Genomic DNA, 26,106 nt, shown 5'->3' on the forward strand with positions numbered 1-26,106 from the left:
TCAGCCTTCTGCGCTTTCTGGCTGCACCGGCACGGCAATGCCCGCCCGGTCCAGCAACTGGCGCCAGATGCCCCGCCGCAGGTGCGAGTCGGCACGCGACCAGATGCGGATCTCGTCGAGGGAGCGAAAGCAGCCCTCGCAGTGGCTGCGGTCGGGCGACATACGGCAGACCGAGATGCAGGGCGAGGGCACGGCCTCGGTGTTTTCAGCATCAAAATGGCCACCAGCGCTTATCTGCAAAGCGCGAACAGCTAGCAATTCAATAGCATTCATGCCGCAGACTCAGGTGCAACCACCTGCACCACATCCACCACGGGTGCACCCGTCAGCCGCTGAAGATCGCTGGGGTGCAGCGCAAACACACCATGCGGATGCCCCGCCGCCGCCCACACCACCTCAAAGCGCAGCAGGTTCTGATCGATCAGCGTGACGGGAGGCGTGGCGTGCGCCACGGGCGACACACCACCGATGGAAAAGCCCGTGCGGCTTTTCACGAAGTCGGCATCGGCGCGGCCGATCTTGCCGCCCACGTGGGCCTCCACCTTTTTCTCGTCCACCCGCCGGTCGCCCGAGGTGACCACCAGCACGGCCACATCATCGCTCTTGCGGCGAAAGATGATGCTCTTGGCAATCTGCCCCACGGCAATGCCCAGCGCATCGGCCGCCTGCTGCGCGGTGCGCGCTGCGTCGTCCAGCATCTGCGGCCGGTGGGGGTGGCCCAGGGATTCCAGCGCTGCAGCCACGCGCTGCACACCTTCAGGCAGATTTTTCAGTTCAGCTCCACACATCGTTTCTTACTCCGAAATCACAATCGTCCCAGGTATTTTGACCGCATGGCGCCAGCCCCGGCCGACGCGCCGGCAGCACAGGCCCTGCCGGACCAGCGGGTGCATCCCTTCCGCACTGGGAGCGAGGCGGCTGAGATGCGTCAGCGTCTCAGCGGCAGTGGCCTATTACCCCGCACGTTTGGTCAATAGCGCGTTGGCAGCGCGGGAGTTGGGCTTGCGGCCCAGAAAGTCGCTAATGTAGGCACCCGCGTCGATTAGCTTGTCGAGGTCGATGCCCGTCTCGATGCCCATGCCCTGCAGCATGTACACCACGTCTTCGGTGGCCACGTTGCCGGTGGCGCCCTTGGCATAGGGACAGCCGCCCAGCCCGGCCACGGACGACTGGAAGTTCCACACGCCCAGCTCCAGCGCGGCCAGCGTGTTGGACAGCGCCTGCCCGTAGGTGTCATGAAAGTGGCCCGACACCTCGTCGATGCCAAAGTGCTGCAACGTGGCCTCCAGCGCCTTCTGCACCTTGCGCGGCGTGCCCACGCCGATGGTGTCGGCCACGTCCACACGCTGCACGCCAATGCCCTGGAGCAGGCCTGCGAGATACGCCACGCGCTCGGGCGCAATGTCGCCTTCGTACGGGCAGCCCACGGTGCAGCTCATGGCGCCGCGCACACGGATGCCAGCGGCCCGTGCGGCCTCCACCACGGGGGCAAAACGCTCGATGCTCTCGGCAATGCTGCAGTTGATGTTGCGCTGGCTGAAGGCCTCGCTGGCCGAGCCGAAGACAACGATCTCGTCGGGTTTGTCCAGCACGGCAGCCTCAAAGCCCTTGAGGTTGGGCGTGAGCACCGAATACGCGACACCGCTCTGGCGGGTGATACCGGCCATCACCTCATGGTTGTCGGCCATCTGCGGCACCCACTTGGGACTGACGTAGCTGGTGACTTCGATCTCTTTCAGGCCCGCCTGCTGCAGGCGGTGCACCAGCTCGATCTTGACGGCGGCGGGCACCGGGGTCTTTTCGTTCTGCAGGCCGTCACGGGGGCCAACGTCGATGAGGTGGACGCGGGAGGGAATGCTCATGGGGCTACCAAGGGTGGATCAAGGAATGCCGCCATTGTCTCGCCACCGCTTCCACAGGGCCACCCCATATCGTGCCAGACCATTCGCCGGACGCGCCATCAGCCCGTACGGGTGCCATCACCCGCCACCTCTTGCCGCAGCAGGGCCACCATGGCCTGCGCCGCCAGCGACAGCGGCCGCCCCCGGAGCGTGATCAGCCCGATGGGCCGGTGCAGCACGGGCGCCTTGAGCGCTCGCGTGACCACCTCGGGCCGGCGCACCACTTGGGCGGCCAGTTCGGGCAGCGCGCTCACGCCCAGCCCCGCAGCCACCATGGCCGCGATGGTGGCCAGGTGTTCCACCTCATAGCGCGGCGCAAAACGGATGCGGTGGGTCAGCAAGGCTTCTTCCGCATACTGCCGCACGCTGGTACCTGCGGGCATGGAGATGTGCGGCAGCTCGGCCACATCCGCCCAGGCAATGGCGCTGCGCCCTCGGGCCAGCGGGTGCGTGCGCCCCATCAGCAGCACAAAGCGGTCGGACACCAGCGGGGTGTAGTCCAGGTCGGCATAGGCGGGGTTGGCAGCGGTGAGTGCAAAGTCCACGCGCCCGGCGCGCACCATGTCAAACGCCAGGCCCGCCAGGCTGTCGATCAGCTCCATCTGCACGCCCGGGTGCTGTGTGGCGAACCGGGCAAACGCGCGGGGCACGGCCCCGGCTGCCAGCGACGGCAGCGCCGCTAGCGCAATGCGACCCACTTGCAGCTGCGCCACCTCCTGCACGCGGCGCACGGTCTCCTCCATCTGGTGGCGCAGAAACCGCGCCTGCTCGGCAAACACCTCGCCCGCCAACGTGAGTTGCACGGTGCGCGTGGTGCGCTCGAACAGGCGCACGTCCAGCATCTCCTCCAGCCGAGCCACCGTGCCCGACACCGCCGACTGCGACAGGTGCATCTGCAAGGCCGTGCGCCGAAAACTCAGCGTCTCGGCCAGGGAGAGGAACACATCCACCTCGCGGGCGGACCAATTGATCTTCATAGCTGATCAGTCTATCGAAAAAGACGTCTGGACCGCGCAATGCGAGCCCCCTAGACTGAATTCAACGCAAGCACACCGCTTGAGCAGATTGAGAGCCACAAGGAGACACGATGGAGAACAGTTCGCCGCGCAACGCACGCACCGTGGTGGTAGGCGGAGGCACCATGGGGGCCGATGTGGCCGTGGTCCTGGCCCGGGGCGGCGCGCAGGTCACGGTGGTGGACCCCCACGCCGCCCGCCGCGACCACTTGCTGCCCCACATTGCGCAGGAGCTGGCCGCTGCCGGCCAGGCCGCCCACGCCGGCCCGGTGCAGGTGTGTGCCAGCCTGCAGGACGTGGACTGGAGCGGCGTGGTGCTGGTGGTGGAATGCATCACCGAGCAACTGGCAGCCAAACAAAAGCTGTTTGCCGAGCTGGAAACCGTCGCCCCCCCCAACGCCGTGCTGGCCAGCAACAGCTCGGGCTTTCCCATCAGTGCCATCGCCCAGGGACTGGCCACGGTGCAGCGGATGCTGGGCCTGCACTTCTTCATGCCCGCCCACCTGGTGCCGCTGGTGGAGGTGGTGCTGGGCGAGCGCAGCGACCCGGCACTGGGCACCTGGCTGCACGCCTTCATGCGCGGCTGCGGCAGCGTGCCGGTGCTGGTCAAGAAGGACAAGCCGGGCTTTCTGGCCAACCGCATGCAGCATGCGCTCTCGCGCGAGGCGTTTGCGCTCATCGACGAAGGCATTGCCTCGCCCGAAGACGTAGACGCCGCCGTGCGCTTTGGCTTCGGCTTCCGCTTTCTGGCGGCCGGGCCGGTGCTGCAGCGCGACCACGCAGGCATCGAGGTGCACACCGCCGCCGCCGCCACCATGTACCCCACGCTCTCGAACACCGACGTACCCGCCCAGGCCCTGCGCGACAAGGTGGCCCAGGGCACCTTGGGCATGAAGACGGGCAAGGGCTTTTTCGACTGGCCCGAAGACCGCAAGCAGGCCGAACGCGCGCGCTACGACACGCTGCTGCGCCAGGGCCTGGCCCTGCTTGCCAGCGAGCTGCCCACCATCGATCCCCCCACCGACACGTCACCGACGGACACCCCAACGACCACTGGAGCCCGCGCATGAGTGCATCGCCCGCATCACCCACCATTGCCAGCCAGTGGGTTGACCCGCTGATCGTGACCGTGGCGCCCAACGGCGCCTACAAGCAGCCCGCCGACCACTCCGCCGTGCCCATCACACCGGCCACGCTGGCCACCACGGCCAAGGCCTGCCTGGACGCGGGAGCGGCCATGCTGCACATGCACATACGCGACGCGCAAGGCCGCCACAGCCTCGATGTGGAGGGCTACCGCGAGGCGCAGCGCGTGGTGCGCCAGGCTGTGGGCGACGCGATGGTCATCCAGATCACCAGCGAAGCCGCAGGCGTGTACCAGGCCCCCGCGCAGATCGCCATGGTGGAGGCCCTGCAACCCGAGGCCGTGTCCATCGGACTGCGCGAAGTGGACAAGCCCGAGATCGGCGAAGCCGGACTGCAGCGCTTCTTCACCGGCCTGGCCCAGCGCCGCACCATGGTGCAGGTCATCCTGTACGACGTGTCCGACCTGCGCCGCTGGCAGGCGCTGCGCGCCAGTGGCGTGGTGCCGGATGCGCCTTGGTTCCTGCTGTTTGTGCTGGGCCGCTACAGCGCGGGCCAGACCTCCAGCCCGCGCGACCTGTTGCCTTTTCTGAACGCCCATGACGGCAACGAGCCCTGGGCCGTGTGCGCCTTCGGGGCGGCAGAGAACGCCTGCGTGGCCGCAGCCGCCGTGTTTGGCGGCCACGCCCGCGTGGGGTTTGAAAACAACCTGCTGTGCAAGGACGGCAGCGTGGCCCCCGACAACACCGCACTGGTGCGCCAGGCCGTCGAAGCCGCCGCCGCACTGGGCCGCCCGCTGGCCACCGCCGCCGACATCCGGCAGCGCTTTGGCGCAGGCTGAGCGGCACCGCTCCATCGCGCCCCCCATCCATTGACATCAACCCGCGACAGACGGGCTTTATCCATCCCCACAGGAGACAGACATGCACCACCGCCACCTTTCCTTATCCACGCCTCGCACCGCCCGGCGCGCCGTGCTGCACGCAGCCCTTGCCGTGCCCCTGGCCCTGGGCGTCGCAGGTCACGCAGCGGCGCAGACGGCCGCCACCGCCTTCCCCAGCAAGACCATCCGCTTTGTGGTGCCCTACCCGCCCGGTGGCCCCACCGACCTGATGGCCCGCATGCTGCAGCCCGAGCTGCAAAGCCGCCTGGGTGTACCTGTGGTGGTGGACAACAAGGGCGGCGCTGGTGGCAACACAGGCAGCGCGGAGGTGGCCAAACAGGCGCCAGCGGACGGCCACACGCTGCTGCTGGCCGCCAGCGGCCCGATGGCAGTCAACCCGTCGCTGTACGCCAGCATGCCGTTCAACCCGCTGACCGATCTGGCGCCGGTGATCCAGCTGTCGGCATTCCCGCTGGTGCTGGAAGTGCACCCCTCGCTGGGCGTCAAGACCCTGGCCGAATTCCTGGCCCTGGCCAAGGCGGGCAAGCCGGTGCTGAGCTACGCGTCGGCCGGCAACGGCACACCGCAGCACCTGGCGGGTGAGCTGTTCAACACCACAGCGGGCGTGAAGATGGGGCACATCCCCTACCGGGGCGCTGGCCCAGCGCTCAACGACCTGATCGGCGGACAGGTGAACGTGATGTTTGACATCGTCGGTAGCTCCCTGCCCCACATTCAGGCGGGCAAGCTCATCCCGCTGGCCGTCACATCCAGCGAACGTGCCAAGGTGCTGCCCAATGTGCCCACCATGGCGGAGGCTGGCATTGCGGGCTACCAGATCACCGGCTGGCATGGCATTGCGGTGCGCGCTGGCACCCCGCAAGCCACCGTCGACAAGCTCAACGCCACGGTGAACGCGATCTTCAAGGAACCCGCCTTCCGCGCCAAATGGGAAGCCATTGGCACGCCTGCGGTGGGGGGCACGGCGGCAGATTTCGGGGCGCTCATCAAGGCCGACGCGCAGCGCCTAGGCAAGCTGGTGCGCGATGCCGGCGTGACGGTGGATTGAAAAGGCACACCCTCTGTGCCCGCGCACAGAGGGCTATGCGACAGACCTGGGGCGCAAGCGCAGCAACAGCCAGCCCACTGCCATACCGATGGCGCTGGAGAGCAGCATCACTGCACCCATCACGATCTTCACGGTGGTGGAACTGCGGATTTCCGCCTGCGCTGGGTCCTTGGCGGAGTAGCGCACCGAAACAGTCTCACCCACCTTGTGGATGGCCTGCTGCTGGCGTGCGACCGAATCCGTGAAGCTGTAGGCTCGCCCATCGCCCGCCACAAACTCCACAATGCTTTTCTTGGCAAGCCCCCGGCGGTGGGATGGGCCTGTCATGATTTCTTCATGCGCCACCACCCGGCCCTTGGCGGTGTGCGTGTCGCCCAGCATGTTCATGCCAGAGGCCAATAACCACGCCGCACCCAGCGCGGTCAAGGCGCTGGGCACCAGCAGGATCCAGCCCAAAAGGCCAAAGAAGCGGCGGAAGGTGGAGGTGCTCATGCTCGCCATTCTCTACGCTGGCGAGCGCGTGGACCGGCGGCCTCAGTAGCCTCGCGCGGGGTTCACGATGCCCGCCACCGTCTCGCCGTGCTCCAGCGCCACCATCTTGCGTGCGATCTGGGCAATGCTCTCGTCGCGCAGCGTGCGCGCCGAGGTGTGGGGCGTGACGGTGATGCGCGGGTGCGTCCAGAACGCATGGCCTGCGGGCAACGGCTCGGTGCGGAACACATCGAGCGTGGCGCCTGCCACATGGCCGCTGTCAATGGCGGCCAGCAGGTCTTCGTCCACCAGGTGAGCGCCGCGCGCCACATTGATCACGTAGGCACCCGGCTGCAGGCGAGCGAGCGTGTCCTTGTTGATCACGTTGGCCGTATCGGGCGTGAGCGGCAGCAGGTTGACCAGCACGCGGCTCGCGGCCAGAAAATCTTGGAACTGGTCCGCACCCGCAAACGCGCGCACGCCGTCGATGGCCTTGGGGCTGCGGCTCCAGCCGTTGATGGGAAATTCAAACTGCGCCAGCGCCTTGGCAACCCGCTCGCCCAGCACGCCCAGGCCCATCACGCCGATGGGGTAATCGCTGCGCAGGCGCGGCTTGCGGTAGCCCCAGCGGCCCGCCTGGGTGTCGGCCTCATAGCCGTCAAACTCGCGGAAGTGGCGGATGACCGCGTGGCACACGTACTCGGCCATCTGCACGGCCATGCCTGCGTCGTCCAGGCGCACCACCAGGGCCTTGGGAGGCAGACGCAGCTTGAGCAGGGCATCCACCCCCGCGCCAATGTTGAACAGGGCTTTGAGCGCTGGCTGTTCGTCCATGAACCGCTGGGGTGGTGCCCAGACCACGGCGTAGTCGGCCTTCGGGGCGCCGGGTTGCCAAACAGAAATCTCAGCGCCGGGCAGCGCGGCGGCCAGGCCCTGCAGCCAGGGTTCGGCCTTGGTGTCGGTACAGCAAAAGGTGATTTTCATGGGGCCCAAGCGTAGCCGCATTGAGCCCCCTGCGCTGTCACCTGCAGACGACTCGGGACACTACTTGGCTCAGGCCTTGTCGGCGGCTGCCAGTTTGAGCAGCTCTGCCCCCTCGGTCACCTGGTCGCCCGGCGCATACAGCAGCTCCTGCACCACACCATCCGCAGGGGCAGCAATGGTGTGTTCCATCTTCATGGCTTCCATCACTGCCAGCGGTTGGCCCTTGGTTACCGCATCGCCCGCCTTCACGGCAAACGACACCACCTTGCCAGGCATAGGGGCTGTGAGGCGCCCGCCTTCGGCCGCAGCCTCGCCCGCGTGGGCCAGCAGGTCGATGGCAGTGATCTGCGTGGCGCCCAGCGGGGTGAACACATGGTCCCCCTCGCCCTGGGCATACACAGCCGCACGCGTGCGCTGACCTGCAAACTGCAATTCGATGCCCTGCCCCACAGCGCTGAACACCAACGGCCCGGCCACGGCGGCATCGCCCTCGCCGACGGCCAGATGCAGGCTGCCACCACGCTCGTAGGTCAGCAGCGCTTTGGCGTGCTCGCCACCAAACTCGAACTCAAACCGGCGCTGCACCACGCCATGGGTGTGGAAACCATCGCGGCGGCTGAACGGGTCCACGCCCTCGCTGGCGCGCTCGCGCAGCAGGGTCTGGGCCACCGCCGCCGCAGCGGCCAGCGGCAGGCCCACGCTTTCCTGGTGGAACAGCACGGCCTGCTCGCGCGGGATCAGCGCGGTGTCCAGCTTGGCGCTGGCAAATGCCTCGGTGCAAGCCACGCGGCGCAGGAACTGCACGTTAGTGGCCAGGCCCACGATGTGGGTCTGCGCCAGCGCTTCATCGAGCCGGGCCAGGGCTTGCGCACGCGTGTCGCCGTGCACGATGAGCTTGGCCACCATGGAGTCGTAGAACGGGCTGATCGCATCGCCCTGGCGCACGCCGGAATCCACGCGCACCGCGCCCCGTTCGAAGGTGACGCACTCGGGCAGCGCATACACGTTGAGCGCGCCGGTGGCGGGCAGGAAGTTGTTGTCGGGATTCTCGGCGCAGATGCGCGCCTCGATGGCGTGGCCGTGGATACGCAGGTCTTCCTGTTTGAGCGGCAAGGGCTCGCCTGAGGCCACGCGCAGTTGCCACTCCACCAGATCGAGGCCCGTGATGGCCTCGGTCACGGGGTGCTCCACCTGCAGGCGGGTGTTCATCTCCATGAAGTAGAACTTCATCTGCTCGGGCGCGTCGTAGCCGCCGGGCTGCTCGACGATGAATTCCACCGTGCCCGCGCCCACGTAGTTCACCGCCCGTGCTGCGGCCACGGCAGCCTCGCCCATGCGGGCGCGCAGCTCCGGCGTCATGCCGGGGGCCGGTGCTTCTTCCAGCACCTTCTGGTGGCGGCGCTGCACCGAGCAGTCGCGCTCAAACAGGTACACGCAGTTGCCGTGCGTGTCGCCGAACACCTGGATCTCGATGTGGCGGGGGCGCTGCACGTATTTTTCGACCAGCACCGCGTCGTCGCCGAAGCTGTTGATGGCCTCGCGCTTGCAGGAGTCGAGCGCCGCCGCAAAATCCTCGGCCTTGTCCACGGCGCGCATGCCCTTGCCACCACCACCCGCGCTGGCCTTGATGAGCACCGGGTAGCCAATGCGGTCCGCCTCGCGTTGCAGCAGTGCCGGGTCCTGGTCAGCGCCGTGGTAGCCGGGCACCAGGGGCACCTGGGCCTGCTCCATCAGGCGCTTGGACTCGGCCTTCAGCCCCATGGCATTGATGGCGCTGGCGGGGGGGCCGATGAAGACGAGGCCTGCGTCGGCACAGGCCTTGGCAAAGTCTTCGTTCTCGCTCAGGAAACCGTAGCCAGGGTGGATAGCCTGCGCGCCCGTGGCCTTGGCGGCGTCGATGATGCGCTCCCAGCGCAGGTAGCTGTCCTTGGGCGCGCTGCCGCCAATGTGCACGGCCTCGTCGCACACGGCGACATGTTTGGCGTTGGCGTCGGCATCGGAATACACGGCAACGGTTTTCACGCCCAGGCGCTTGGCGGTTGCGGCCACACGGCAAGCGATCTCGCCTCGATTGGCGATGAGGATCTTTTTAAACATGGCGCCCTCCTGCGGCGAGATCGCCTGCGCACGCTGCGCGTGCCATCCGATTTGCAGAAACATCCGCTGCGCGGCTGTTTTCGCCTCGATTTGCGATGAGTATCTTGTTGAACATTTTTAAGCCACCTTGGCAGAACCAGAAAAGAATGAAGACAAGCGCCGCACCACGGCGCGCAGAAACTTGAACAGCACCACCAGCAGCAGTACGGACACCACCACCATCACGACCAACGCAACACCAAACGCCACCGGGTGCTGCGTGGCCAGCCAGACCACGGCCACGACCAGGCCGTCTTCCAAGAACGACAGGCCCCAGTTGGAAAACGGCTCGGGCGAGGTGTTCACCGCCGCCCGCGTGGTCATCTTGGTGGCCAGCGCCGTGGCAGAGAGCGAGCCCCCCAGCAGCCCAGCCACCACGGCCATGGTGGCGTTGTCGGCGCCAAACACGCCATAGGCCAAAGCGGCGCCCGCAGGCACGCGAATGAAGGCGTGCAAGGCATCCCAGGCGCTGTCCACCCAGGGCACCTTGTCGGCAAAAAACTCCACCATCAGCATGAAGCCGCTGACCATCAGCACCAGCGGGTGCTGCAGCATGGCCAGGCCGGGCGGCAGGGGCATCCAGCCCAGCACGCCCATCATGCCGACCAGGAACACCACGGCATACAACCGGAACCCGCTGGCCCAGCCCAGTGCGGCGGCCAGCGCCAGCAGGCTGGGCATGTCGAGCTTCGCAGTTGCCGTAGCTGCCGCGTCGCCCACGGCGCGCGCAGTGCCGCCATCCACATGCAGACCCAGCGTGTGGAGCCACTGCACGATGTTGAACCAGAGGGTGTCCATGGCCGTTAAGTAGCGATCAGCTCAGCCAGTTGGGCTTGCGCTTGTTCAGGAACGACTGCACACCTTCCTTGCCTTCGTCGCTGGCGCGGATGTCGGCAATGCCCTGCACGGTGGCGGCGATGAGGCCCGCGTTGATTTCACGCTCGGCCACATCCATCACCAATTTTTTGCACACGCGCACAGCGTTGGGGCTGGCGCTGGTGAGGGCCTTGAGCAGTTCGTCCACCTTGGTGTCGAGCTGGTCAGCGACCACGACCTCGTGCACAAAGCCAATGCGCAAGGCTTCGGCCGCGCCAAAACGCTCGGCCGTGAGGAAGTAGCGGTGCGCAGCGCGTGCGCCCATGGCACGTATCACATACGGGCTGATGGTGGCGGGGATGAGCCCCAGCTTCACTTCGCTGAGGCAAAAGCCCGCCGTGTCCACGGCCACGGCCATGTCGCACGCGGCCACCAGGCCCATGCCGCCTGCATATACATCGCCCTGCACACGTGCCACCGTGGGCTTGGGGCACTCGTAGATCACCCGCAGCATCTCGGCCAACTTTCCCGCGTCAGCGATGTTCTCGTCGCGCGTGTAGTCGGCCATGCGGCGCATCCAGTTGAGGTTGGCACCGGCGCAGAAGGCCGGGCCTTCCGCGGCCAGCACCACGGCGCGCACATCGGCACGCCCCCCCACATCGGTAAAGGCGGCGGAGATCTCGGCAATGACCTCATCGCTGAAGGCGTTGCGGATTTCGGGCTGCGTGAGCGTGATGCGCGCCACGGCGCCGGTTTGGGTGATGGACAGGTTCTGGCTCATGGCGTGGACGGGTTTTGCAGGAAGTAGACAAGGTCCAGCTCGGGGCAAGGCTGGGCCAGCGCAGTCAATGCGGCGGTGATCTGACCCCGGTGGTGCGTGCCGTGGTTGAACACATGCGCCAGCGTGGCCGCAAACGGTAGCGATGCCGCTGTGCCGCGCATGGTGGTGTAGTCGAGCGTGCCGCTCCAGCGGTCCGGCTTGAACGAGGCTATCAGCGGTGCCCAGCGGGCCGCGCCCTCGCGCAGCCGGGCATCCAGCCGCGCACGGTCGCTCTCCAGCTCGGCGTCCAGCGCCACCTTGGGCGAAATGCCGTCGGCAAAGCGCACGAACCACAGATGGTGTTCGCCCACCAGCAGGTGGTTGAGCGTGCCGTGGATGCTGTGGAAGAACAAACCCACATCGCGCCGGTAGTCCTCTTCCGGCAGCGCCCGCACGGCATCGAGCAGGCGCACCGTGGCCCACACGTTGTAGCGTGCCAGCTGGGTGAAATGCGCAACAGCGTCCATGGCGGCTCGCAGCGGGTTACATGCGGAACAGGCCGAACTTGGTGTCTTCGATGGGCGCATTGCGCGTGGCGGCCAGCCCCAGCGCCAGCACACGGCGGGTGTCGGCCGGGTCGATCACGCCGTCGTCCCACAAGCGCGCAGTGGCGTAGTAGGGGTGGCCCTGGTCTTCGTATTGACAGCGGATGGGGGCCTTGAAGGCTTCCTCCTCCTCCATGCTCCACTGGCCGCCCTTGCCTTCGATGCCGTCGCGCTTCACCGTGGCCAGCACGCCTGCGGCCTGCTCGCCGCCCATCACGCTGATGCGCGCGTTGGGCCACATCCACAGGAAGCGGGGGCTGTAGGCCCGGCCGCACATGCCGTAGTTGCCCGCGCCAAAACTGCCGCCGATGATGATGGTGAACTTGGGCACGCTGGCCGTGGCCACGGCCGTGACCATCTTGGCGCCGTTGCGCGCGATGCCCTCGTTCTCGTACTTGCGGCCCACCATGAAGCCGGTGATGTTTTGCAGGAACACCAGCGGGATCTTGCGCTGGCAGCACAGCTCGATGAAGTGCGCGCCCTTGAGCGCCGACTCGCTGAACAGGATGCCGTTGTTGGCGATGATGCCGACCATCATCCCTTCGATGCGCGCAAAGCCCGTGACCAGCGTTGTGCCGTAGCGCGCCTTGAACTCGTCGAACTCGCTGCCGTCGACGATGCGGGCAATGATCTCGCGCACGTCGAACGGCTTGCGCGTGTCCACGGGGATCACGCCATACAGCTCGTCTGCTGCGAATTTAGGAGCTACCGGCGCATAATCTGCGGGCGCCTGCGGCTTGTTTTTATTCAAATTGCGCACTGCATTGCGTGCCAGTTGGAGCGCGTGCATATCGTTCTGCGCCAGGTGGTCGGCCACACCCGACAGGCGGGTGTGCACGTCACCGCCGCCCAGGTCTTCGGCCGTCACGACCTCGCCCGTCGCGGCCTTGACCAGCGGCGGGCCACCCAAAAAGATGGTGCCCTGGTTCTTGACGATGATGGACTCGTCACTCATGGCCGGCACATAGGCGCCGCCCGCCGTGCACGATCCCATGACCACCGCGATCTGCGAGATGCCCATGGCGCTCATGTTGGCCTGGTTGAAGAAGATGCGGCCGAAGTGGTCGCGGTCAGGAAAGACTTCGTCCTGGTTGGGCAGGTTGGCGCCGCCCGAGTCCACCAGGTAGATGCACGGCAGGTGGTTCTGCTGGGCCACCTCTTGTGCGCGCAGGTGCTTCTTGACGGTGAGCGGGTAGTAGGTGCCGCCCTTCACCGTGGCGTCGTTGCACACGATCATGCAGTCCACACCACTCACGCGGCCAATGCCCGCGATGAGCCCCGCGCTGGGCGCATCGTTGTTGTACATGTTGAGCGCGGCCAGCGGCGCCAGTTCGAGGAACGGCGTTCCCGGGTCCAGCAGCATCTGCACGCGTTCGCGCGGCAGCAGCTTGCCGCGCGCGGTGTGCTTGGCGCGGGCCGCTTCGCCGCCGCCCTGGGCGACCTTGTCGAGCTGGGCGCGCAGGTCATCCACCAGTGTTCGCATGGCGGCGGCGTTGGCCAGAAAGTCCGCCGAGCGGGCGTTGAGTTGGGTGTCGAGAATGGTCATACGGTGTGGCTCTTCAAGCAGTCTTTTGTTCTTCCAGGCCCAGCAGATCCTTCATCTCGTCGCGGATCTTGAACTTCTGGATCTTGCCCGTCACCGTCATCGGAAAGCTGGTGACAAAGCGGATGTAGCGCGGCATTTTGTAGTGCGCGATCTGGCCCTTGCAGAAGGCGCGGATGTCGTCCTCGGTGGGCTGGGTGCCGGGCTTGGCAATGATCCAGGCGCAGAGTTCCTCGCCGTATTTCTGGTCGGGCACGCCCACCACCTGCACGTCCTGCACCTGCGGGTGGCGGTACAAAAACTCTTCAATCTCGCGCGGGTAGATGTTCTCGCCGCCACGGATCACCATGTCCTTGATGCGGCCAACGATGTTCACGTAGCCCTCGGCGTCCATGGTGGCCAGGTCGCCGGTGTGCATCCAGCCGCCTTCGTCAATCGCCTCGCGGGTCTTGGCCGGGTCGCCCCAGTAGCCGTGCATGACGGAATAGCCTTTGGTGCAGAACTCGCCCCGCTGGCCGATGGGCACCACCGCCCCGCTGTCGGGATCCACGATCTTGATCTCCAGGTGCGGCTGCACCTGGCCCACGGTGGAGACGCGCTTGTCCAGCGGCGTGTCGGTACTGCTCTGGCAGCTCACGGGGCTGGTCTCGGTCATGCCGTAGGCAATGGTGATCTCGCGAAGGTTCATCTGCTCCACCACGCGCTTCATCACCTCGGTGGGGCAGGGCGAGCCGGCCATGATGCCGGTGCGCAGGGTGCTGAGGTTGAACTCGGCAAAACGCGGGTGGTCCAGCTCGGCGATGAACATGGTGGGCACGCCGTGCAGGCCGGTGCAGCGCTCGTCCTGTACCGTCTGCAGCACGGTCAGCGGGTCAAACCCGTCGTTGGGGTACACGATGGTGGCACCGTGCGTGAGGCAGGCCAGGTTGCCCAGGACCATGCCAAAGCAGTGGTACAGCGGCACGGGGATGCACAGGCGGTCTTCGGGCGTGAGCTTCATGCACTCGCCGATGAAGAACCCGTTGTTCAGGATGTTGCGGTGCGTGAGCGTGGCGCCCTTGGGGAAGCCGGTGGTGCCGCTGGTGAACTGGATGTTGATGGGGTCGGTGGCCTTCAACGTGGCTGCGATCTGCGCCAGGCGCGGGTCGGCTGCGTTGCCGCGTGCCAGCAGGTCGGTAAAACGCATCAGGCCCGGTTCGTCGGCGCCCTGCCCCGCCTCGTCGATCCACACTACGGTGTTCAGGTGGGGCAGCTTCACGGAGCCCAGCTGGCCCGGCAGCTGGTGGTGCCACTCGGGCGCCAGCTCGCGCAGCATGCCCAGGTAGTCGCTGGTCTTGAAGCGCGCCATGGTCACCAGCAGCTTGCAGCCCACCTTGTTGAGCGCGTATTCGACTTCGGACGTGCGGTAGGCCGGATTGATGTTGACCAGCACCAGGCCCACCTGCGCGGTGGCCAGCTGCATCAGCACCCACTCGGCGTTGTTGTGCGACCAGATGCCCACGCGGTCGCCGGGCGTGAGCCCCATGCCCAGCAGCGCACTCGCCAGCCGGTGCGCCTCGGTCTGCAGCTGGGCGTAGGTGGTGCGGCGGCCCTGGTGCACGCTCACCAGCGCCTCGCGCTCGGGCTGGCGGGCCACCATGTCGGCAAAAAAGGCGCCGATGGTCTGCTCGATCAGGGGAACGTCGGTGGCGCCACGGGCGTGGCTGTCCACCAGCGGTGCGAAGTTCGTTGCGGCTGCACTCGTCACGGGTTTGTCTCCTCGGCTCTGTCATGCGGCCTGCGCCGCAAGAACATGCGGGCGGGCGATCCGTAAGCATAGAAGCCTGAACCCCTGGCGGGTGGACACAATGGTTGCAAATCGTGCCACGGCTGGCACACTCTGTGGCGTGAAGACCACCGCCCCCGCCGACCATCGTCTCCCAACCACTCCGTCTGCCCCTGCCGCAACGCCCATCGCCTTTGTGCGTGCCATTGTTCTGGCGTACGAGCAGCGCGGCCTGAGCCCGGAACGCGCCCTGGCCCAGGCACAGATTGCGCCGCAGCTGCTGCCCGACGACAGCGCCCGCATCACCGCCTGGCAGATGGAGCAGATCTCCGACGCCGCCATGCAGGAACTGGACGACGAAGCCCTGGGCTGGTTCAGCCGCCGCCTGCCCTGGGGCAGCTACGGCATGCTGGCGCGTGCCAGCATCAGCTCGCCCACGCTGCAGGTGGCCCTGGCCCGCTGGTGCCGCCACCACGGCCTGCTGACGGACGACATTGCACTGCAGCTGACCACTGAGAGGGACACCGCCACCCTGCGCATCACCGAGGCCCGCGACCTGGGCGTGCTGCGAGAGTTCTGTCTGGTCTCCGTATTGCGCAATGCCCATGGCCTGGCCTGCTGGATGGTGGACTCGCGCATTCCGCTCATTGCCGCAGAATTTGCCTTTGATGCGCCCCCGCACGCCGATGCCTATGCCGTGTTGTTCCGAGGCCCCGTCACCTTCCACGCGCCACGCACCGCCATCCACTTCGACGCCCGCTACCTGCACCTGCCCCTGCGCCGGGACGAGCAGGCCCTGCGCCAGATGCTGCAGCACGCCCTGCCCCTGACGGTGCTGCACTACCGCCGCGACCGCCTGCTGGTGCAGCGCGTGCGCCAGCTACTTGCTGCGCCGCTGCCGGGCCAACCCGCCCATGCATTGCCCCAGCACAGCGCGGAATCGCTGGCCGCGCTGCTGCATGTGTCGCCACGCACGCTGCACCGGCAATTGAAGGAAGAAGGCGCCACGCTGCAGGGCTTGAAAGACGAGGTTCGCCGCACCCGCGCAGTGGAGCTGCTGCACCGCACACAGCGGCCCATCAAGCAGGTGGCGGAGGCAGCGGGGTTTGAGAACGAGAAGAGTTTTATCCGGGCGTTCCGGGGGTGGACGGGGCAGTCGCCGGCGGAGTTTCGGCGCCAAGCGAGCCCAGCGTGATAGGAAGTGGCCCAATGGCGCGATCTGCACCCTGCATGGCTGCCACGGGGCTGCGTCCGCAGCCAGCCACCACTACACTGACCAGCGCTCCCGCCCGCCCTCTTGCCGCTTGCCGCTTGCCTTCATGCTCCACCTCCACCACTGCATCAGCGCCCGCTCCTTCCGTCCCCTGTGGATGCTCGAAGAGCTGCAACTGCCCTACCAGCTCCACATGCTGCCCTTCCCGCCCCGCGCCAAGGCCCGGTGGTTTCTGGACGAGAACCCGCTGGGCACGGTGCCCCTGCTGGTGCAGGGCGATGTGCGCATGACCGAATCCGCCGCCATGTGCCAGTACCTAGCGGCCACGCACCCCGACGCAGGGCTGGACGTGGCGCCCACGCACCCGGCGTATGGCGCGTACCTGAACTGGCTGCACATGAGCGATGCGACGCTGACTTTTCCGCAGACGCTGGTGCTGCGCTATGGCCGGTTTGAGACCGCAGAGCGCAAGCTGCCGCAGGTGGTGGAGGACTACAGCCGCTGGTTCCTGGCCCGGCTGCGCGCGGTAGAAACCGCGATGACCCACGGCCGCAGCGACTATCTGTGCGCGGGCCGCTTTACGGCGGCGGATGTGGCGGTGGGGTATGCGCTGCTGCTGGCGCAGCACCTGGGGCTGAACGAACAATTTGGCCCGGCCACGCAGGCCTACTGGCAGCGGTTGCAACAGCGTCCCGGCTACCAGCGGGCGATGGCCGCACAGACGGAGGCCGCCCAAGACCAGAACGTGCCCACCACCCCGGCCCCCGACACCAAACCGTGATGCGGAGGTGGGGGCTAGCCGGGCTCACGCGGCTACTCGGACTTCGCTGGTGTAGATGCAGGTCCGGGCGTGGGTGAAGGTGTCGTCGGAGCCTGCCGCACCAGCGACTGCACCAGTGCGCGGAACTCCGGCGAGTGGCGTAGCACGCTGCCACCCGCCTCGATGAGGTCTGTGACTTCTTCCGACGTGATGGAGAACGCCGTGGGCACCTGCAGCAGGCGGCGGCGCGCCACGTCGTCGTGGGCATCGCGCAGGTTGACGGAAATGACGTGGACCTCGGCACCGGGCGCAAAGGCATCGCTGCTGCCGGTGGGGCCCGCCGCCAGCGACTGGCGCCACTGCTGGGTGATGTCGCGCAAGAACTCCTGCGTCTCGCGCGTGGCGCGGGCGCCGGTGCCAAACAGCAGCGAGTCCACCACCTGGGCCATGTTGGGCACCTTGTCGCTCATGTCGATGTTCTCGGATGGGTCGCGCTCGGCGTTGACGGTGACGAGCACCAGCTTGCGGATGGTGCCGGGCGGGATGCCCACTTCGCTGAAGGTTTCGCGCAGTCCGCCACCGGCCAGGGCCCGGTCGAGCAGACGCTGCACGCCCAGGTTGTCGGCCAGGCCGCCATCCACCAAGTGGATGTAAGGGCGGCGCTGCGCGTCCAGATAGCTCAACTCATGCGCGCGGTACAGGCGCGCGCGGTAGTCGCCGCCCGCAGCCAGGGAGGCAGCGCGGGACACGGTCTGGTACTGAGGGCACTGGTCGGCGTAGTTCTTGAGGGTGACGGGGCTCAGCAGCAGCGGTACGGCGGACGATGCCGCCACCGCGAACGACAGCGGCACCTTGCGCAGGTCGGAGCAGATCAGCGCGAACTGGTCCCACGTGAATTCAAAGCCAGTGCCCAACGACATGTCGGTGGCGGTGATGAACAGCTGCGGGTGGCGCGGGCGCCGCGCCACATCGCCAAAGGTGCGCCCGCCATACAGCTCATCCAGCCGCCGCGCGAGCAGGTGCGTGCGGCCGAACCAGGGCGAGGTCAGGTCCACCAGGTTGCCGGGGCGCAGGGCTTGGGTGATGAGGCTGTTCTGGAAGTTCTGGCGCAGAAAGTCCTGCTCGAAGCGGGGTAGCCCCTCGATGCCGTGTGCTGCCAAGTAAGCGGCCACGATGCTGCCGCCCGAGACGCCGCTGATCACATCGGTGGCGTCGAGCAGCGTGGTGGGGCGCCCGTTCCAGTCAAAGCGCGTGGCCTGCATTTCGGTCAGCACGCCAAAGCCGAAGGCGGCCGCCCGCGCACCGCCGCCCGACAGCGTGACGGCCACCAGGATGGTAGGGTCGCGCTCGGACTTGCGCTCGGGGATGGCCTGGTCCTCGGGCTTCAGGGGTTCGTTGATCCAGGGCCGCACCGACGAGCATCCCGCCAGCAGGGCCAGGGCCGCCACCACGGCGCATCGCCGCATCCACGGCTTCATGCGTTGTACCGGCATTGCGCTTCTCCCATGGTTACAGGGCTGTTGGGAATCTTCTTGCCTGTGTCAGCAGCCCAGCAGCGCAGGCAACTCGGCCATGCTGCGAAACACCTGCGCTGCGCCTGCGGCACGCAGGGGCTCGCCATCGTCCAGCGGCGCATAGGCAAATACCGTGGCGCCTGCGGCCACGCCAGCGGTCACGCCCGTAACGGTGTCTTCCACCACGGCGCAGCGCCCGGGCGCCACCTGCAGGGCCGCAGCCGCCGCCAGATAGACGTCGGGCGCGGGCTTGGTGGCGGGCATCTCGTGGCCGCTGAACACCCGCCCGGCAAAGTACGGTGTGAGCCCCACCTTGGCCAACTGCATCTCGACCTTGTGCCGGTCGGCACCCGAGGCGCAGGCAATGCGCCCGCCATGGTGGGCGTGCACCCTTTCGATGGTGCCGTGGATGTGTTCGATGGCGGTGAGGCGCTGGTCCAGCTCGGCATTGCGCCGTGCATAGAAGTCGGCCATCCACGCATCGGTCAGCGGGCGGCCGGTGTGGGCCTCGATGCGGGCGGCCTCGCTGCGCACCGTTTTGCCGATAAAGATGCGCATGCATTCGTCGGCGCTCAGGGCCCAGCCCGCTTCGTTGAGCATGTCGCGCAGCACGCCGTTGGTGATGGGTTCGCTGTCGACCAGCACACCATCGCAGTCAAACAAGATTGCTTCAAATTTCATAGCTGCTCGCGCTTATTGGTAAAGCGCTGGAGGTCATTTTTATTAAATTTTCAGGAGTGGATATCGCCATCCACATAGAACCAGCACCCGTCTTCGCGCACGAAGCGGCTGGTCTCGTGCAGGCGCACGGCGCGGCCGCCCACGCGGTAGCGCGCGACAAACTCCACCTCGGCGCGGTCTTCGCCTGTGCTGCGGTGGCTGCGCACTTCCAGCCCCAGCCACTTCGTGCCGGGGTCGAAATCGAGGTCCGCTGGCCGGGTGCTGGGGTGCCAAGTGGCCTGCAGGTAGTCGCCACGTTCGAGGACAAAGGCGGTGTAGCGTGACCGCATGAGGCTCTCGGCGTCGGGCGCGGCAGCGCCGTCCCAGTGGTCGAGGTAGCTGCCGCAGCATTCCCCATAGGACAAGGCCGCAGCCTTGGCGCTTTTGCCGGGTGCGGCTTGGGTACGGCCGCAGGGGCAGGGGTCGTTATGGTTCATGGACGGGTGCAGGAAGGCACGCAGGCGATGCGCGCGCCCCACCGATGGAAACGGGCGCTGCGCGAGGCGAGTGCACCCGTGGAACTGGCTTTGCCAGGCCACTGGGTGCGTCCCCCTCCCGCGCAGCGAGAGAGAGGGATGGCGCGAAGCGACTCAGGGGGAGCTTCATCTCAGCGCACCAAAGACCTTGCGGGCGATGGCGCTGCCTGCACCGGCCGGATTCTGACGGATGCGGCGCTCTTCCTCGCCGATCATGAAGTACAGGCCGTCGAGCGTCTTGCCGGTGACGTACTGCGCAAGGTTGGCCTCCTCGGGTTTGAGCAGGCCAAAGCTCGCTGCCTTGCCCGCAAAGGCGTTGTACTTCTGGGTCAGGCCGACTTTTTCGGTGGCCTGGTTCACCACGGGCAGGAAGCGTTCGGAGAGCGGCGTGCGCGTCTTGTCGGGAAAAAATGGCGGTGACCGAGGTGCTGCCGCCAGTCAGGATGTTCTTGGCATCGGTCACCGTCATCTTCTGCACGGCGCCCACCAGCAGGTCTTTGCCCATGGGCACGGCGGCTTCGGCGGCGCGGTTGATGGAGGTGACCAGCTCGTCGATGCGCCGCCCCTGGCCCAGCGACTTCATGACCTTGGCGGCGTCGTCCAGGGAGCCCGGCAGGCCGATGCGCACCTGGGGGTTGCCCAGAAACCCGTCAGGCCGCCCCAGCAGGGCGACCGCCGCCTGGGCGCCCTGGCCCAGCGCGGCTTTGAGGCCGCTGGCGGCATCGGCATTGGTAAGGTCACCCAGCGACAGGGCCCAGGCCCGCTGGCCGGTGGCGCACAGCAGGGCAGCCACGAGGCTGGTTTGGTGAAATTGGCGACGTTGCATGGTGCGGTACTTTCGGTGGGGGACGGCAGATGATGCCCACTCGGCCACCACTGCAGTGAGTGGCGCACTGTGCCGGAGCCGTGCGGGGAATTGCCGGGATTTTCGCTCAGCGAATGAGGGGCAAGCCGCACGCCGTAGACTGCCCCCACCCAAGCATCCAACAAGGAACCTTGCAATGTGGCAAATGAGCGTGCCGTGGTGGGAGTTTGTGCTGCGCGGCGTGGTGGTGTACCTGTTCTTGCTGGTGTTCATGCGCCTGTCGGGCAAGCGGCAGACGGGGCAGTACGAGCCGTTTGACCTGATCCTGTTGCTGATCCTGTCGAACGCGGTGCAGAACTCGATGAACGCGGGCGACAACTCGCTGGTGGGCGGGCTGATCTCGGCCAGCACGCTCATGCTGCTGCATGTGGCGCTGGCGCGGTTGGCGTTCCACTTCCCGCGCATCGGGCGCTGGGTGGACGGCAAGGCCCAGGTGCTGATCCACCAGGGCGAACTGAACCAGGCGCTGATGCGCAAGGAGCTGCTGACCCGCGACGACGTGGAGGCCGCACTGCGCGCAGGCGGCTGCCTGCACGCGCACGAAGTGGAACGCGCCACCATCGAGACCAACGGGCAGATCACCGTAGTGCTGCGCCGCCGTGGCGAGGTTGGCTGACCCGCCCCGCGCCCACCCCAACGGTCTGCCCCCTCACCGCCCCTCACAATCCACGCGACTTACGCGACCCGATATGACTGCACTGAACGTTCTGGGCACCTTGCTGATGCCCTGCTCCTACGACCCACTGACCGGCTACTACCGCGACGGCTGCTGCAACACCGACGAGCAAGACCACGGCACCCACGTGATCTGCGCACGCATGACACAGGCGTTTCTGGACTTTTCGCTGTCGCGGGGCAACGACCTCATCACCCCCCGGCCCGAGTCCCGCTTTGCAGGGCTGCAGCCCAACAACCGCTGGTGCCTGTGCGTCTTGCGCTGGAAGGAGGCCTACGAGGCGGGTGTGGCGCCTCCCGTGATCCTGGAATGCACACATGCGCGCGCGCTGGAGTTCGTGACGCTGGCGCAATTGCAAAGCACGGCGTTGTCCTAGGCTCAGTTTTGCGTGTAGCAGGTCTTGTTGGGCAGAACGGTGTCCACGTAGCTCTCCACACTGACCGCCGTTGGGAAGGCCGTGGGTATCTGGTCGCCAAAGATGCACAGGCGGCTCCCCTTGCGGGCCCAGACGGCACGCGATGTCAGGCCTGACGGCTGGGTCCACAAGCCCCAGAACGCGGTCAGCGTAGCCGTACTGCCGTTACGGTCGAACGCCACATTGCCCACATCGGTCAGAGGGCCTGCCACCGTGCCAGCGCCCGTGCAGTTGGCGTCAGCATAGGTGGCCACACCGATCTGTCCCGTCACGCGATTGTCCCCCTGGCGGGTGATGCGCCAGAGCGAGCGGCCCCAGGTGCCGGGCCGCACCACTACGCACAGCTCCTGCTTCCAGTCGCCTTCGGGCAAGGCCACCACCGTGCCGCAGCTCACCTCCACCGAGCCCACGTTGGCAGAGATCACGCTGCCGGAGCCATTGCGCACCGTGCAGCTCTGGCCGGAAGGCTGCGTGCGCACGGTGACCGCATAGCGCGTGCCGCCGGCCAGCGCAGTGCCGAACGTGAAGCCGCCGTTGCTGGAGACCGAGAGGTCATCGCCCCCGTTGTTCTGCAGCACCAGCGTGCCACCCGCCAGACCGGTCACTGAACCGCCAACCGTGTAGGTGGCGGCCGCCAGGTTCTCACAGCGCACCTGCACGTTGCTGACGTTGGCGGTGGCGGTGCCCGTGCCCTGGGTCACCGTGCAACGCTGGCCGCTGGGCTGGGTCTTGACGGTGACGGCATAGGCAATGCCACTGTCCAGGCGCGTCACGAAGACGAAGTTGCCGTTGGCATTGATCGTCAGGTCGTCCTTGCCGGTGTTTTGCAGCGTCACCGTCTTGCCAGCGCCCAGGCCCGTGACCGCACCGCCAATGCTGAACGCGCCTGCGGTAGGCGGCGGCGTGCCATTGTTGTCATCGTCACTACCGCCACAACCCACCAGCAAGGCTGCCGCCAAGCCCAGGGGTGCCCAGCGGAAGAGGGGCCGTACGGAGTGCCCAGTGCGCCCAGCACCCGTTGCGCTTGCTTGTCGTGTCATGAACAGAAACCTCTTGATCGTGAATGAAGGGCGGATTCTGTGCAGCACCTCCTGCGGTACGGAACCCTACCCTGGTAGGGTTTGCGCGCCGTCCATCCTGCTCAACACTTGGCAGAATTTGCCCTACCTCCGCGCTGTCAGCGCGCCTGCGCCGCAAGGCGCAGCCACCCTCTCCCACTGCATGACCCCCACCTCCCCTTACGCGCTCATCCTGGACGACCATCCGCTCGTGGCGCACGGCATGGCCGAGTTCCTGCGCGCACGCCTGCCGCAGATGGAGGTGGTTGAGGCCGCAGGGGCGGACGATCTTCTGCGCTGGGTGGACATACGGGGCACACCGGCCATCGCGCTCATCGACTTCTGGCTGGCGGAAGGCGCTGCGGTGGGCCTGATCGCCCAGGTGCGCAGCCACTGCCCCGGGATGCCCATCGCCGTGATCAGCGGCGACGATGACCCCGCCGTGATGGAGCAGGCCCGGCAGGCAGGCGCACAGGGCTTCATTCACAAACAAGCAGCGCCTGAGACCTTTGGTCTGGCGGTGGAAGCCTTGCTGAGTGGGCTGGTCTGGTTTGAGCCGGGCCTGCAGGGCAGCCAGCCGCCGCGCAGCCGCGATCTGCCGGTGACCCCGGCCGAGCTGGGGTTGTCCACCCGCCAGGGCCAGATCCTCGCGCTGGTGCTGCAGGGGCTGCCCAACAAGCGCATCGCCTTGCAGCTGGACATTGCCGAGAGCACCGTGAAGGAGCACGTGACGGGCATCCTGGAGCGGCTGCGGGTGCGCACGCGAATCGAGGCTATCACGCTGTTGCGCGGCCGGCGGCTGGAGCTGTCCTGATGCGCCTTGTCCGGGCCGTGGTGCTGGTCGCGGCCTTGTGCCTGCAGACGGCACTGCCCGCAGGGGCACAGGTACCGAACCCGGACCTGGCAGAGCTGGACCGGCTGCAGACCCTGTCGCAACGCAACAGCGCCGAAGCCGTGCAGGCACTGCAGGCCGCCGCCACCCGCTTTGCCAACGCGGCCGATGTCGCGACCCGGCGCACCTACCTGGCGGCGCTGACGGACGCAGCCTTCGAGACCGGGCAGGCTGCGGTGGTGACCGAGGGCATAGCGCAACTGAGAGCGCTTGCGGCTGTGCACAGCGATGCCTCGACGCAGGTGCTGGCCACCTGCTTCGAGGCCCGGCAATGGGCCGTGGCGGGCAAGACAGGCGCCGGGCTGGACGCCCTGGCGCGCGAAGCGGGCGCGGCGGAGCAGGTGCCCGACCCCTGGGTGCGCTGGCTCTACCACCTGACGCTGGGTGCCTTGCACAGCAGCAACGGCCAGTTCGAAGCGGCGATGACCCACCTGCTGCGCAGCCTGGAACTCTCGCGCACGCTGCCGCGCCAGGCAGCCACATCCGAGCTGCGGTCGCGCACCCACCTGGAGCTGCTGCACTTCGACATGAAGAACCCCGACCGCGCGCTGCAGACCATTCGCGAGACGCTGCCGCTGGCCGAAAAGCTGGACGCCCAGCAGGCGCTGGGCTGGCTGCACCTGCACCGTGGCAATGTGGAAAACGTACAGGGCAACCTCGACACCGCCGTGGCCGCCTACCGGCAGTCCCTGCAGATCGCCCGCGCCGGCGGGCTCACCGGGCTCCAGGCCACGGCGCTGAACAACCTGGGCGACGTCCTGCTGCAGCGCAAGGCCTATGCCGCGGCCGAGCCCGTGATGCGCGAGGCCCTGGCTGCGTACCGCGACGCGCACGAGCTGAACGGGGCCGCAATGGCGCAGGCCAACCTGGGCTTTGCGCTGATGGGCCAGGGCCGCATTGCGGCTGGCGTGCATGAGGTGGAGGCGGGCATTCGGTTTGTGCACGAAGCGGGGTCCCTGCCCATGGAAGAGCAGCTGCTGGGCGAGCTCTCGCGCATGTACGAGCAAGCCGGCCTGTACCGCGAAGCCATGGCCACCACGCGCAAGCAGCAGGCGCTGGCCAAGGAGCTGTTCCACACCGAGCGCGACCAGGTCGTGGCCGCGCTGCAGGAGCGCTTTGACAGCGCTGAACGGCAGCGCCAGATCGAGCAGCTGGCGCAGGCCAATCGGGTGCAGGATGCCGAGCTGCGTGTGCGCCGCATGCAGCAGATCGGCCTGGCCGCCACGGTGGCGCTGGCCCTGCTGGCGGCGGGCGCCAGCTTTTGGCAGTACCGTCGCACCCGCACGGCCAACGCGGCCCTGGCGGCAGCCCGGCGACAGGCCGAAGGCGCACTGGCCGAGAAGAACCTGTTCCTCGCCACCGCCAGCCACGACCTGCGCCAGCCCGTGCATGCCATGTCGCTGATGGTCGAGGCGATCAGCCTGCGCAACAGCGACCCGGTTCTTCGCCCCCTGGTTGCCGACCTGCGCAACAGCATGCAGGCCATGAACCAGCTGTTCAACGCGCTGCTGGACCTGGCCCGCCTGGAATCCGGCCAGCCGCTGGGCGCCAAGGGCGTGGTGGACCTGAGCGGACTGCTCGCGGACGTGGTGCGCCTGTTCCGTGAGCAGGCCAGCCTCGGCGGGCTGGCCCTGCGGCTATGGGTGCCGCGTGGCGGAGCTACCGTGTGGGCAAAACCGGTGCTGCTGCGCCAGGCGCTGGCCAACCTGGTGCAGAACGCGATCCGCTACACGCCCCAAGGCAAGGTGCTGGTGAGCGTGCGGGCGCGCGGCAGCGACTGGCTGGTGGAAGTGCGGGACACCGGCGTCGGCATCGCCGTGGCGGACCAGTACCGGGTGTTCAGCCCCTACTACCGAGGGGAGCGGGCGGACCAGATGAACGACGCCGGACACGGCCTGGGGCTGGCCGTGGTGGCGCGCTGCGCCGAACAGATGGGCGCCACCCACGGCCTGGTGTCGCAGGCGGGGCGGGGCTCATGCTTCTGGCTGCGGCTGCCGGCCCACACCGCTGCGGCTACTACGACGGCCGTGCCACCCGACCCGGTGGCCTTGCACCGCGACGAGACGGCAATGCGCCCGCTGCAAGGCCGCTGCCTGGTACTGGACGACGACCGCCAGGTGATCAAGGCCTGGCGCGCCATGCTGGAGGCCTGGGGCGTGACGGCGGCATACGCCACCACCACGGCCGAGGCGCATGCCCAGCTCGACGAAGGGTTCGAGCCGGATGCCATCTTCTGCGACCAGCGGCTGCACACGGGCGAGAGCGGCTTTGACGTACTGCGCGCCCTGCTGGCCCGCTGCCCCGCTGCACGCGGCGCCATGGTCAGCGGCGAGCACAACGCGCCCGCCTTGCAGGATGCCGAGGACGAGGGCTACCTGGTACTGCGCAAGCCGGTGAGCCCCGTGGAGTTGCACGCGGTGCTGGCCCAGTGGCTGGGCCAGCAGAAAAATCAATCAAAACAACCTTCAGCGCTTTACCAATAAGC

At 67.3% G+C, this 26,106-nt stretch carries 25 protein-coding genes and 1 pseudogene; 9 read left to right on the plus strand and 17 right to left on the minus strand.

Annotated features, from left to right (window positions below; translation table 11 throughout):
* From C8C94_RS14710 to C8C94_RS14725, 4 genes are all read right to left on the minus strand, one after another.
* On the minus strand, positions 1 to 273 hold the full coding sequence (locus C8C94_RS14710) for a DUF1289 domain-containing protein (protein ID WP_121421243.1): 273 nt from the start codon (positions 271 to 273) through the stop codon (positions 1 to 3).
* The gene (locus C8C94_RS14715; RefSeq protein WP_121421244.1) at positions 270 to 788 is read right to left on the minus strand and encodes a YbaK/EbsC family protein; all 519 of its coding nucleotides are present in this window, start codon (positions 786 to 788) and stop codon (positions 270 to 272) included. Before C8C94_RS14715 ends, C8C94_RS14710 begins: the two co-directional genes overlap by 4 nt.
* A gap of 165 nt (positions 789 to 953) precedes the next feature.
* Entirely contained in the window at positions 954 to 1,862 is a 909-nt protein-coding gene (locus C8C94_RS14720) for a hydroxymethylglutaryl-CoA lyase (RefSeq protein WP_121421245.1), read from the minus strand.
* Between the two features lie 98 nt (positions 1,863 to 1,960).
* Positions 1,961 to 2,878, minus strand: a complete 918-nt coding sequence (locus tag C8C94_RS14725; protein WP_121421246.1) for a LysR family transcriptional regulator — start codon at positions 2,876 to 2,878, stop codon at positions 1,961 to 1,963.
* A gap of 110 nt (positions 2,879 to 2,988) precedes the next feature.
* Here C8C94_RS14725 and C8C94_RS14730 point away from each other — a divergent pair, with 110 nt between their 5' ends.
* The 3 genes from C8C94_RS14730 (at position 2,989) to C8C94_RS14740 (ending at position 5,952) form a co-directional block, all read left to right on the plus strand.
* Complete coding sequence (locus C8C94_RS14730) at positions 2,989 to 3,987, plus strand: 3-hydroxyacyl-CoA dehydrogenase family protein (RefSeq protein WP_121421247.1); 999 nt, start codon at positions 2,989 to 2,991, stop codon at positions 3,985 to 3,987.
* On the plus strand, positions 3,984 to 4,841 hold the full coding sequence (locus C8C94_RS14735) for a 3-keto-5-aminohexanoate cleavage protein (protein WP_121421248.1): 858 nt from the start codon (positions 3,984 to 3,986) through the stop codon (positions 4,839 to 4,841). The genes C8C94_RS14730 and C8C94_RS14735 overlap by 4 nt, the downstream gene beginning before the upstream one ends.
* Before the next feature lie 82 nt (positions 4,842 to 4,923).
* Entirely contained in the window at positions 4,924 to 5,952 is a 1,029-nt protein-coding gene (locus C8C94_RS14740) for a tripartite tricarboxylate transporter substrate binding protein (protein WP_121421249.1), read from the plus strand.
* A 33-nt stretch (positions 5,953 to 5,985) separates the two neighbouring features.
* On the opposite strand, the gene C8C94_RS14745 is transcribed toward C8C94_RS14740, so the two are convergent.
* The 8 genes from C8C94_RS14745 to C8C94_RS14780 all read right to left on the minus strand — a co-directional run bounded on the left by C8C94_RS14745 (position 5,986) and on the right by C8C94_RS14780 (position 15,014).
* The gene (locus C8C94_RS14745) at positions 5,986 to 6,444 is read right to left on the minus strand and encodes a DUF3592 domain-containing protein (protein WP_121421250.1); all 459 of its coding nucleotides are present in this window, start codon (positions 6,442 to 6,444) and stop codon (positions 5,986 to 5,988) included.
* Between the two features lie 42 nt (positions 6,445 to 6,486).
* Entirely contained in the window at positions 6,487 to 7,407 is a 921-nt protein-coding gene (locus tag C8C94_RS14750; protein WP_121421251.1) for a glyoxylate/hydroxypyruvate reductase A, read from the minus strand.
* A 69-nt stretch (positions 7,408 to 7,476) separates the two neighbouring features.
* Positions 7,477 to 9,504 carry an acetyl/propionyl/methylcrotonyl-CoA carboxylase subunit alpha gene (locus C8C94_RS14755; protein ID WP_121422879.1) on the minus strand — a complete coding sequence of 676 codons (2,028 nt, stop codon included), beginning with the start codon at positions 9,502 to 9,504 and terminating at the stop codon, positions 7,477 to 7,479.
* 117 nt (positions 9,505 to 9,621) lie between these two features.
* The gene (locus tag C8C94_RS14760) at positions 9,622 to 10,341 is read right to left on the minus strand and encodes a DUF4126 domain-containing protein (RefSeq protein ID WP_121421252.1); all 720 of its coding nucleotides are present in this window, start codon (positions 10,339 to 10,341) and stop codon (positions 9,622 to 9,624) included.
* Between the two features lie 16 nt (positions 10,342 to 10,357).
* On the minus strand, positions 10,358 to 11,140 hold the full coding sequence (locus C8C94_RS14765; RefSeq protein ID WP_121421253.1) for an enoyl-CoA hydratase/isomerase family protein: 783 nt from the start codon (positions 11,138 to 11,140) through the stop codon (positions 10,358 to 10,360).
* Entirely contained in the window at positions 11,137 to 11,646 is a 510-nt protein-coding gene (locus tag C8C94_RS14770) for a DinB family protein (RefSeq protein WP_121421254.1), read from the minus strand. Before C8C94_RS14770 ends, C8C94_RS14765 begins: the two co-directional genes overlap by 4 nt.
* A 16-nt stretch (positions 11,647 to 11,662) precedes the next feature.
* Positions 11,663 to 13,270, minus strand: a complete 1,608-nt coding sequence (locus C8C94_RS14775; RefSeq protein ID WP_121421255.1) for a carboxyl transferase domain-containing protein — start codon at positions 13,268 to 13,270, stop codon at positions 11,663 to 11,665.
* Positions 13,271 to 13,283: 13 nt separating this feature from the next.
* The gene (locus C8C94_RS14780) at positions 13,284 to 15,014 is read right to left on the minus strand and encodes an AMP-binding protein (protein WP_121421256.1); all 1,731 of its coding nucleotides are present in this window, start codon (positions 15,012 to 15,014) and stop codon (positions 13,284 to 13,286) included.
* Positions 15,015 to 15,114: 100 nt separating this feature from the next.
* Here C8C94_RS14780 and C8C94_RS14785 point away from each other — a divergent pair, with 100 nt between their 5' ends.
* Complete coding sequence (locus tag C8C94_RS14785) at positions 15,115 to 16,227, plus strand: AraC family transcriptional regulator (RefSeq protein ID WP_233573477.1); 1,113 nt, start codon at positions 15,115 to 15,117, stop codon at positions 16,225 to 16,227.
* Positions 16,228 to 16,351: 124 nt separating this feature from the next.
* Positions 16,352 to 17,026 (plus strand): glutathione S-transferase family protein, encoded by a 675-nt coding sequence (locus C8C94_RS14790; protein WP_121422880.1) that lies wholly within the window; start codon positions 16,352 to 16,354, stop codon positions 17,024 to 17,026.
* A 32-nt stretch (positions 17,027 to 17,058) separates the two neighbouring features.
* Here the strand turns inward: C8C94_RS14790 and C8C94_RS14795 are convergent, their stop codons facing one another.
* The 4 genes and pseudogenes from C8C94_RS14795 to C8C94_RS14810 all read right to left on the minus strand — a co-directional run bounded on the left by C8C94_RS14795 (position 17,059) and on the right by C8C94_RS14810 (position 20,541).
* On the minus strand, positions 17,059 to 18,498 hold the full coding sequence (locus tag C8C94_RS14795) for a patatin-like phospholipase family protein (RefSeq protein WP_233573478.1): 1,440 nt from the start codon (positions 18,496 to 18,498) through the stop codon (positions 17,059 to 17,061).
* 48 nt (positions 18,499 to 18,546) lie between these two features.
* Entirely contained in the window at positions 18,547 to 19,200 is a 654-nt protein-coding gene (locus C8C94_RS14800; protein WP_055393018.1) for an HAD family phosphatase, read from the minus strand.
* Between the two features lie 50 nt (positions 19,201 to 19,250).
* Positions 19,251 to 19,676 (minus strand): YchJ family protein, encoded by a 426-nt coding sequence (locus tag C8C94_RS14805; RefSeq protein ID WP_158603829.1) that lies wholly within the window; start codon positions 19,674 to 19,676, stop codon positions 19,251 to 19,253.
* Positions 19,677 to 19,841: 165 nt separating this feature from the next.
* Positions 19,842 to 20,541, minus strand: a pseudogene (locus tag C8C94_RS14810) (DUF4197 domain-containing protein).
* Between the two features lie 175 nt (positions 20,542 to 20,716).
* Between C8C94_RS14810 and C8C94_RS14815 the strand changes: the two are divergent.
* Both C8C94_RS14815 and C8C94_RS14820 read left to right on the plus strand, forming a co-directional pair.
* Entirely contained in the window at positions 20,717 to 21,196 is a 480-nt protein-coding gene (locus C8C94_RS14815) for a DUF421 domain-containing protein (protein WP_121421258.1), read from the plus strand.
* A gap of 73 nt (positions 21,197 to 21,269) precedes the next feature.
* Complete coding sequence (locus C8C94_RS14820) at positions 21,270 to 21,632, plus strand: DUF2237 family protein (RefSeq protein WP_055393012.1); 363 nt, start codon at positions 21,270 to 21,272, stop codon at positions 21,630 to 21,632.
* Between the two features lie 2 nt (positions 21,633 to 21,634).
* Here C8C94_RS14820 and C8C94_RS14825 read toward each other — a convergent pair whose 3' ends face one another.
* On the minus strand, positions 21,635 to 22,711 hold the full coding sequence (locus C8C94_RS14825) for a hypothetical protein (RefSeq protein WP_121421259.1): 1,077 nt from the start codon (positions 22,709 to 22,711) through the stop codon (positions 21,635 to 21,637).
* Between the two features lie 181 nt (positions 22,712 to 22,892).
* Between C8C94_RS14825 and C8C94_RS14830 the strand changes: the two genes are divergently transcribed.
* Both C8C94_RS14830 and C8C94_RS14835 read left to right on the plus strand, forming a co-directional pair.
* On the plus strand, positions 22,893 to 23,543 hold the full coding sequence (locus C8C94_RS14830; RefSeq protein ID WP_121422883.1) for a response regulator transcription factor: 651 nt from the start codon (positions 22,893 to 22,895) through the stop codon (positions 23,541 to 23,543).
* Positions 23,543 to 26,104 (plus strand): ATP-binding protein, encoded by a 2,562-nt coding sequence (locus C8C94_RS14835; RefSeq protein WP_121421260.1) that lies wholly within the window; start codon positions 23,543 to 23,545, stop codon positions 26,102 to 26,104. The genes C8C94_RS14830 and C8C94_RS14835 overlap by 1 nt, the downstream gene beginning before the upstream one ends.
* Positions 26,105 to 26,106: the final 2 nt, after the last annotated feature.

It is taken from the genome of Acidovorax sp. 94, assembly GCF_003634645.1.
In the GTDB taxonomy this organism is placed as follows: Bacteria; Pseudomonadota; Gammaproteobacteria; order Burkholderiales; family Burkholderiaceae_C; genus Acidovorax; species Acidovorax facilis.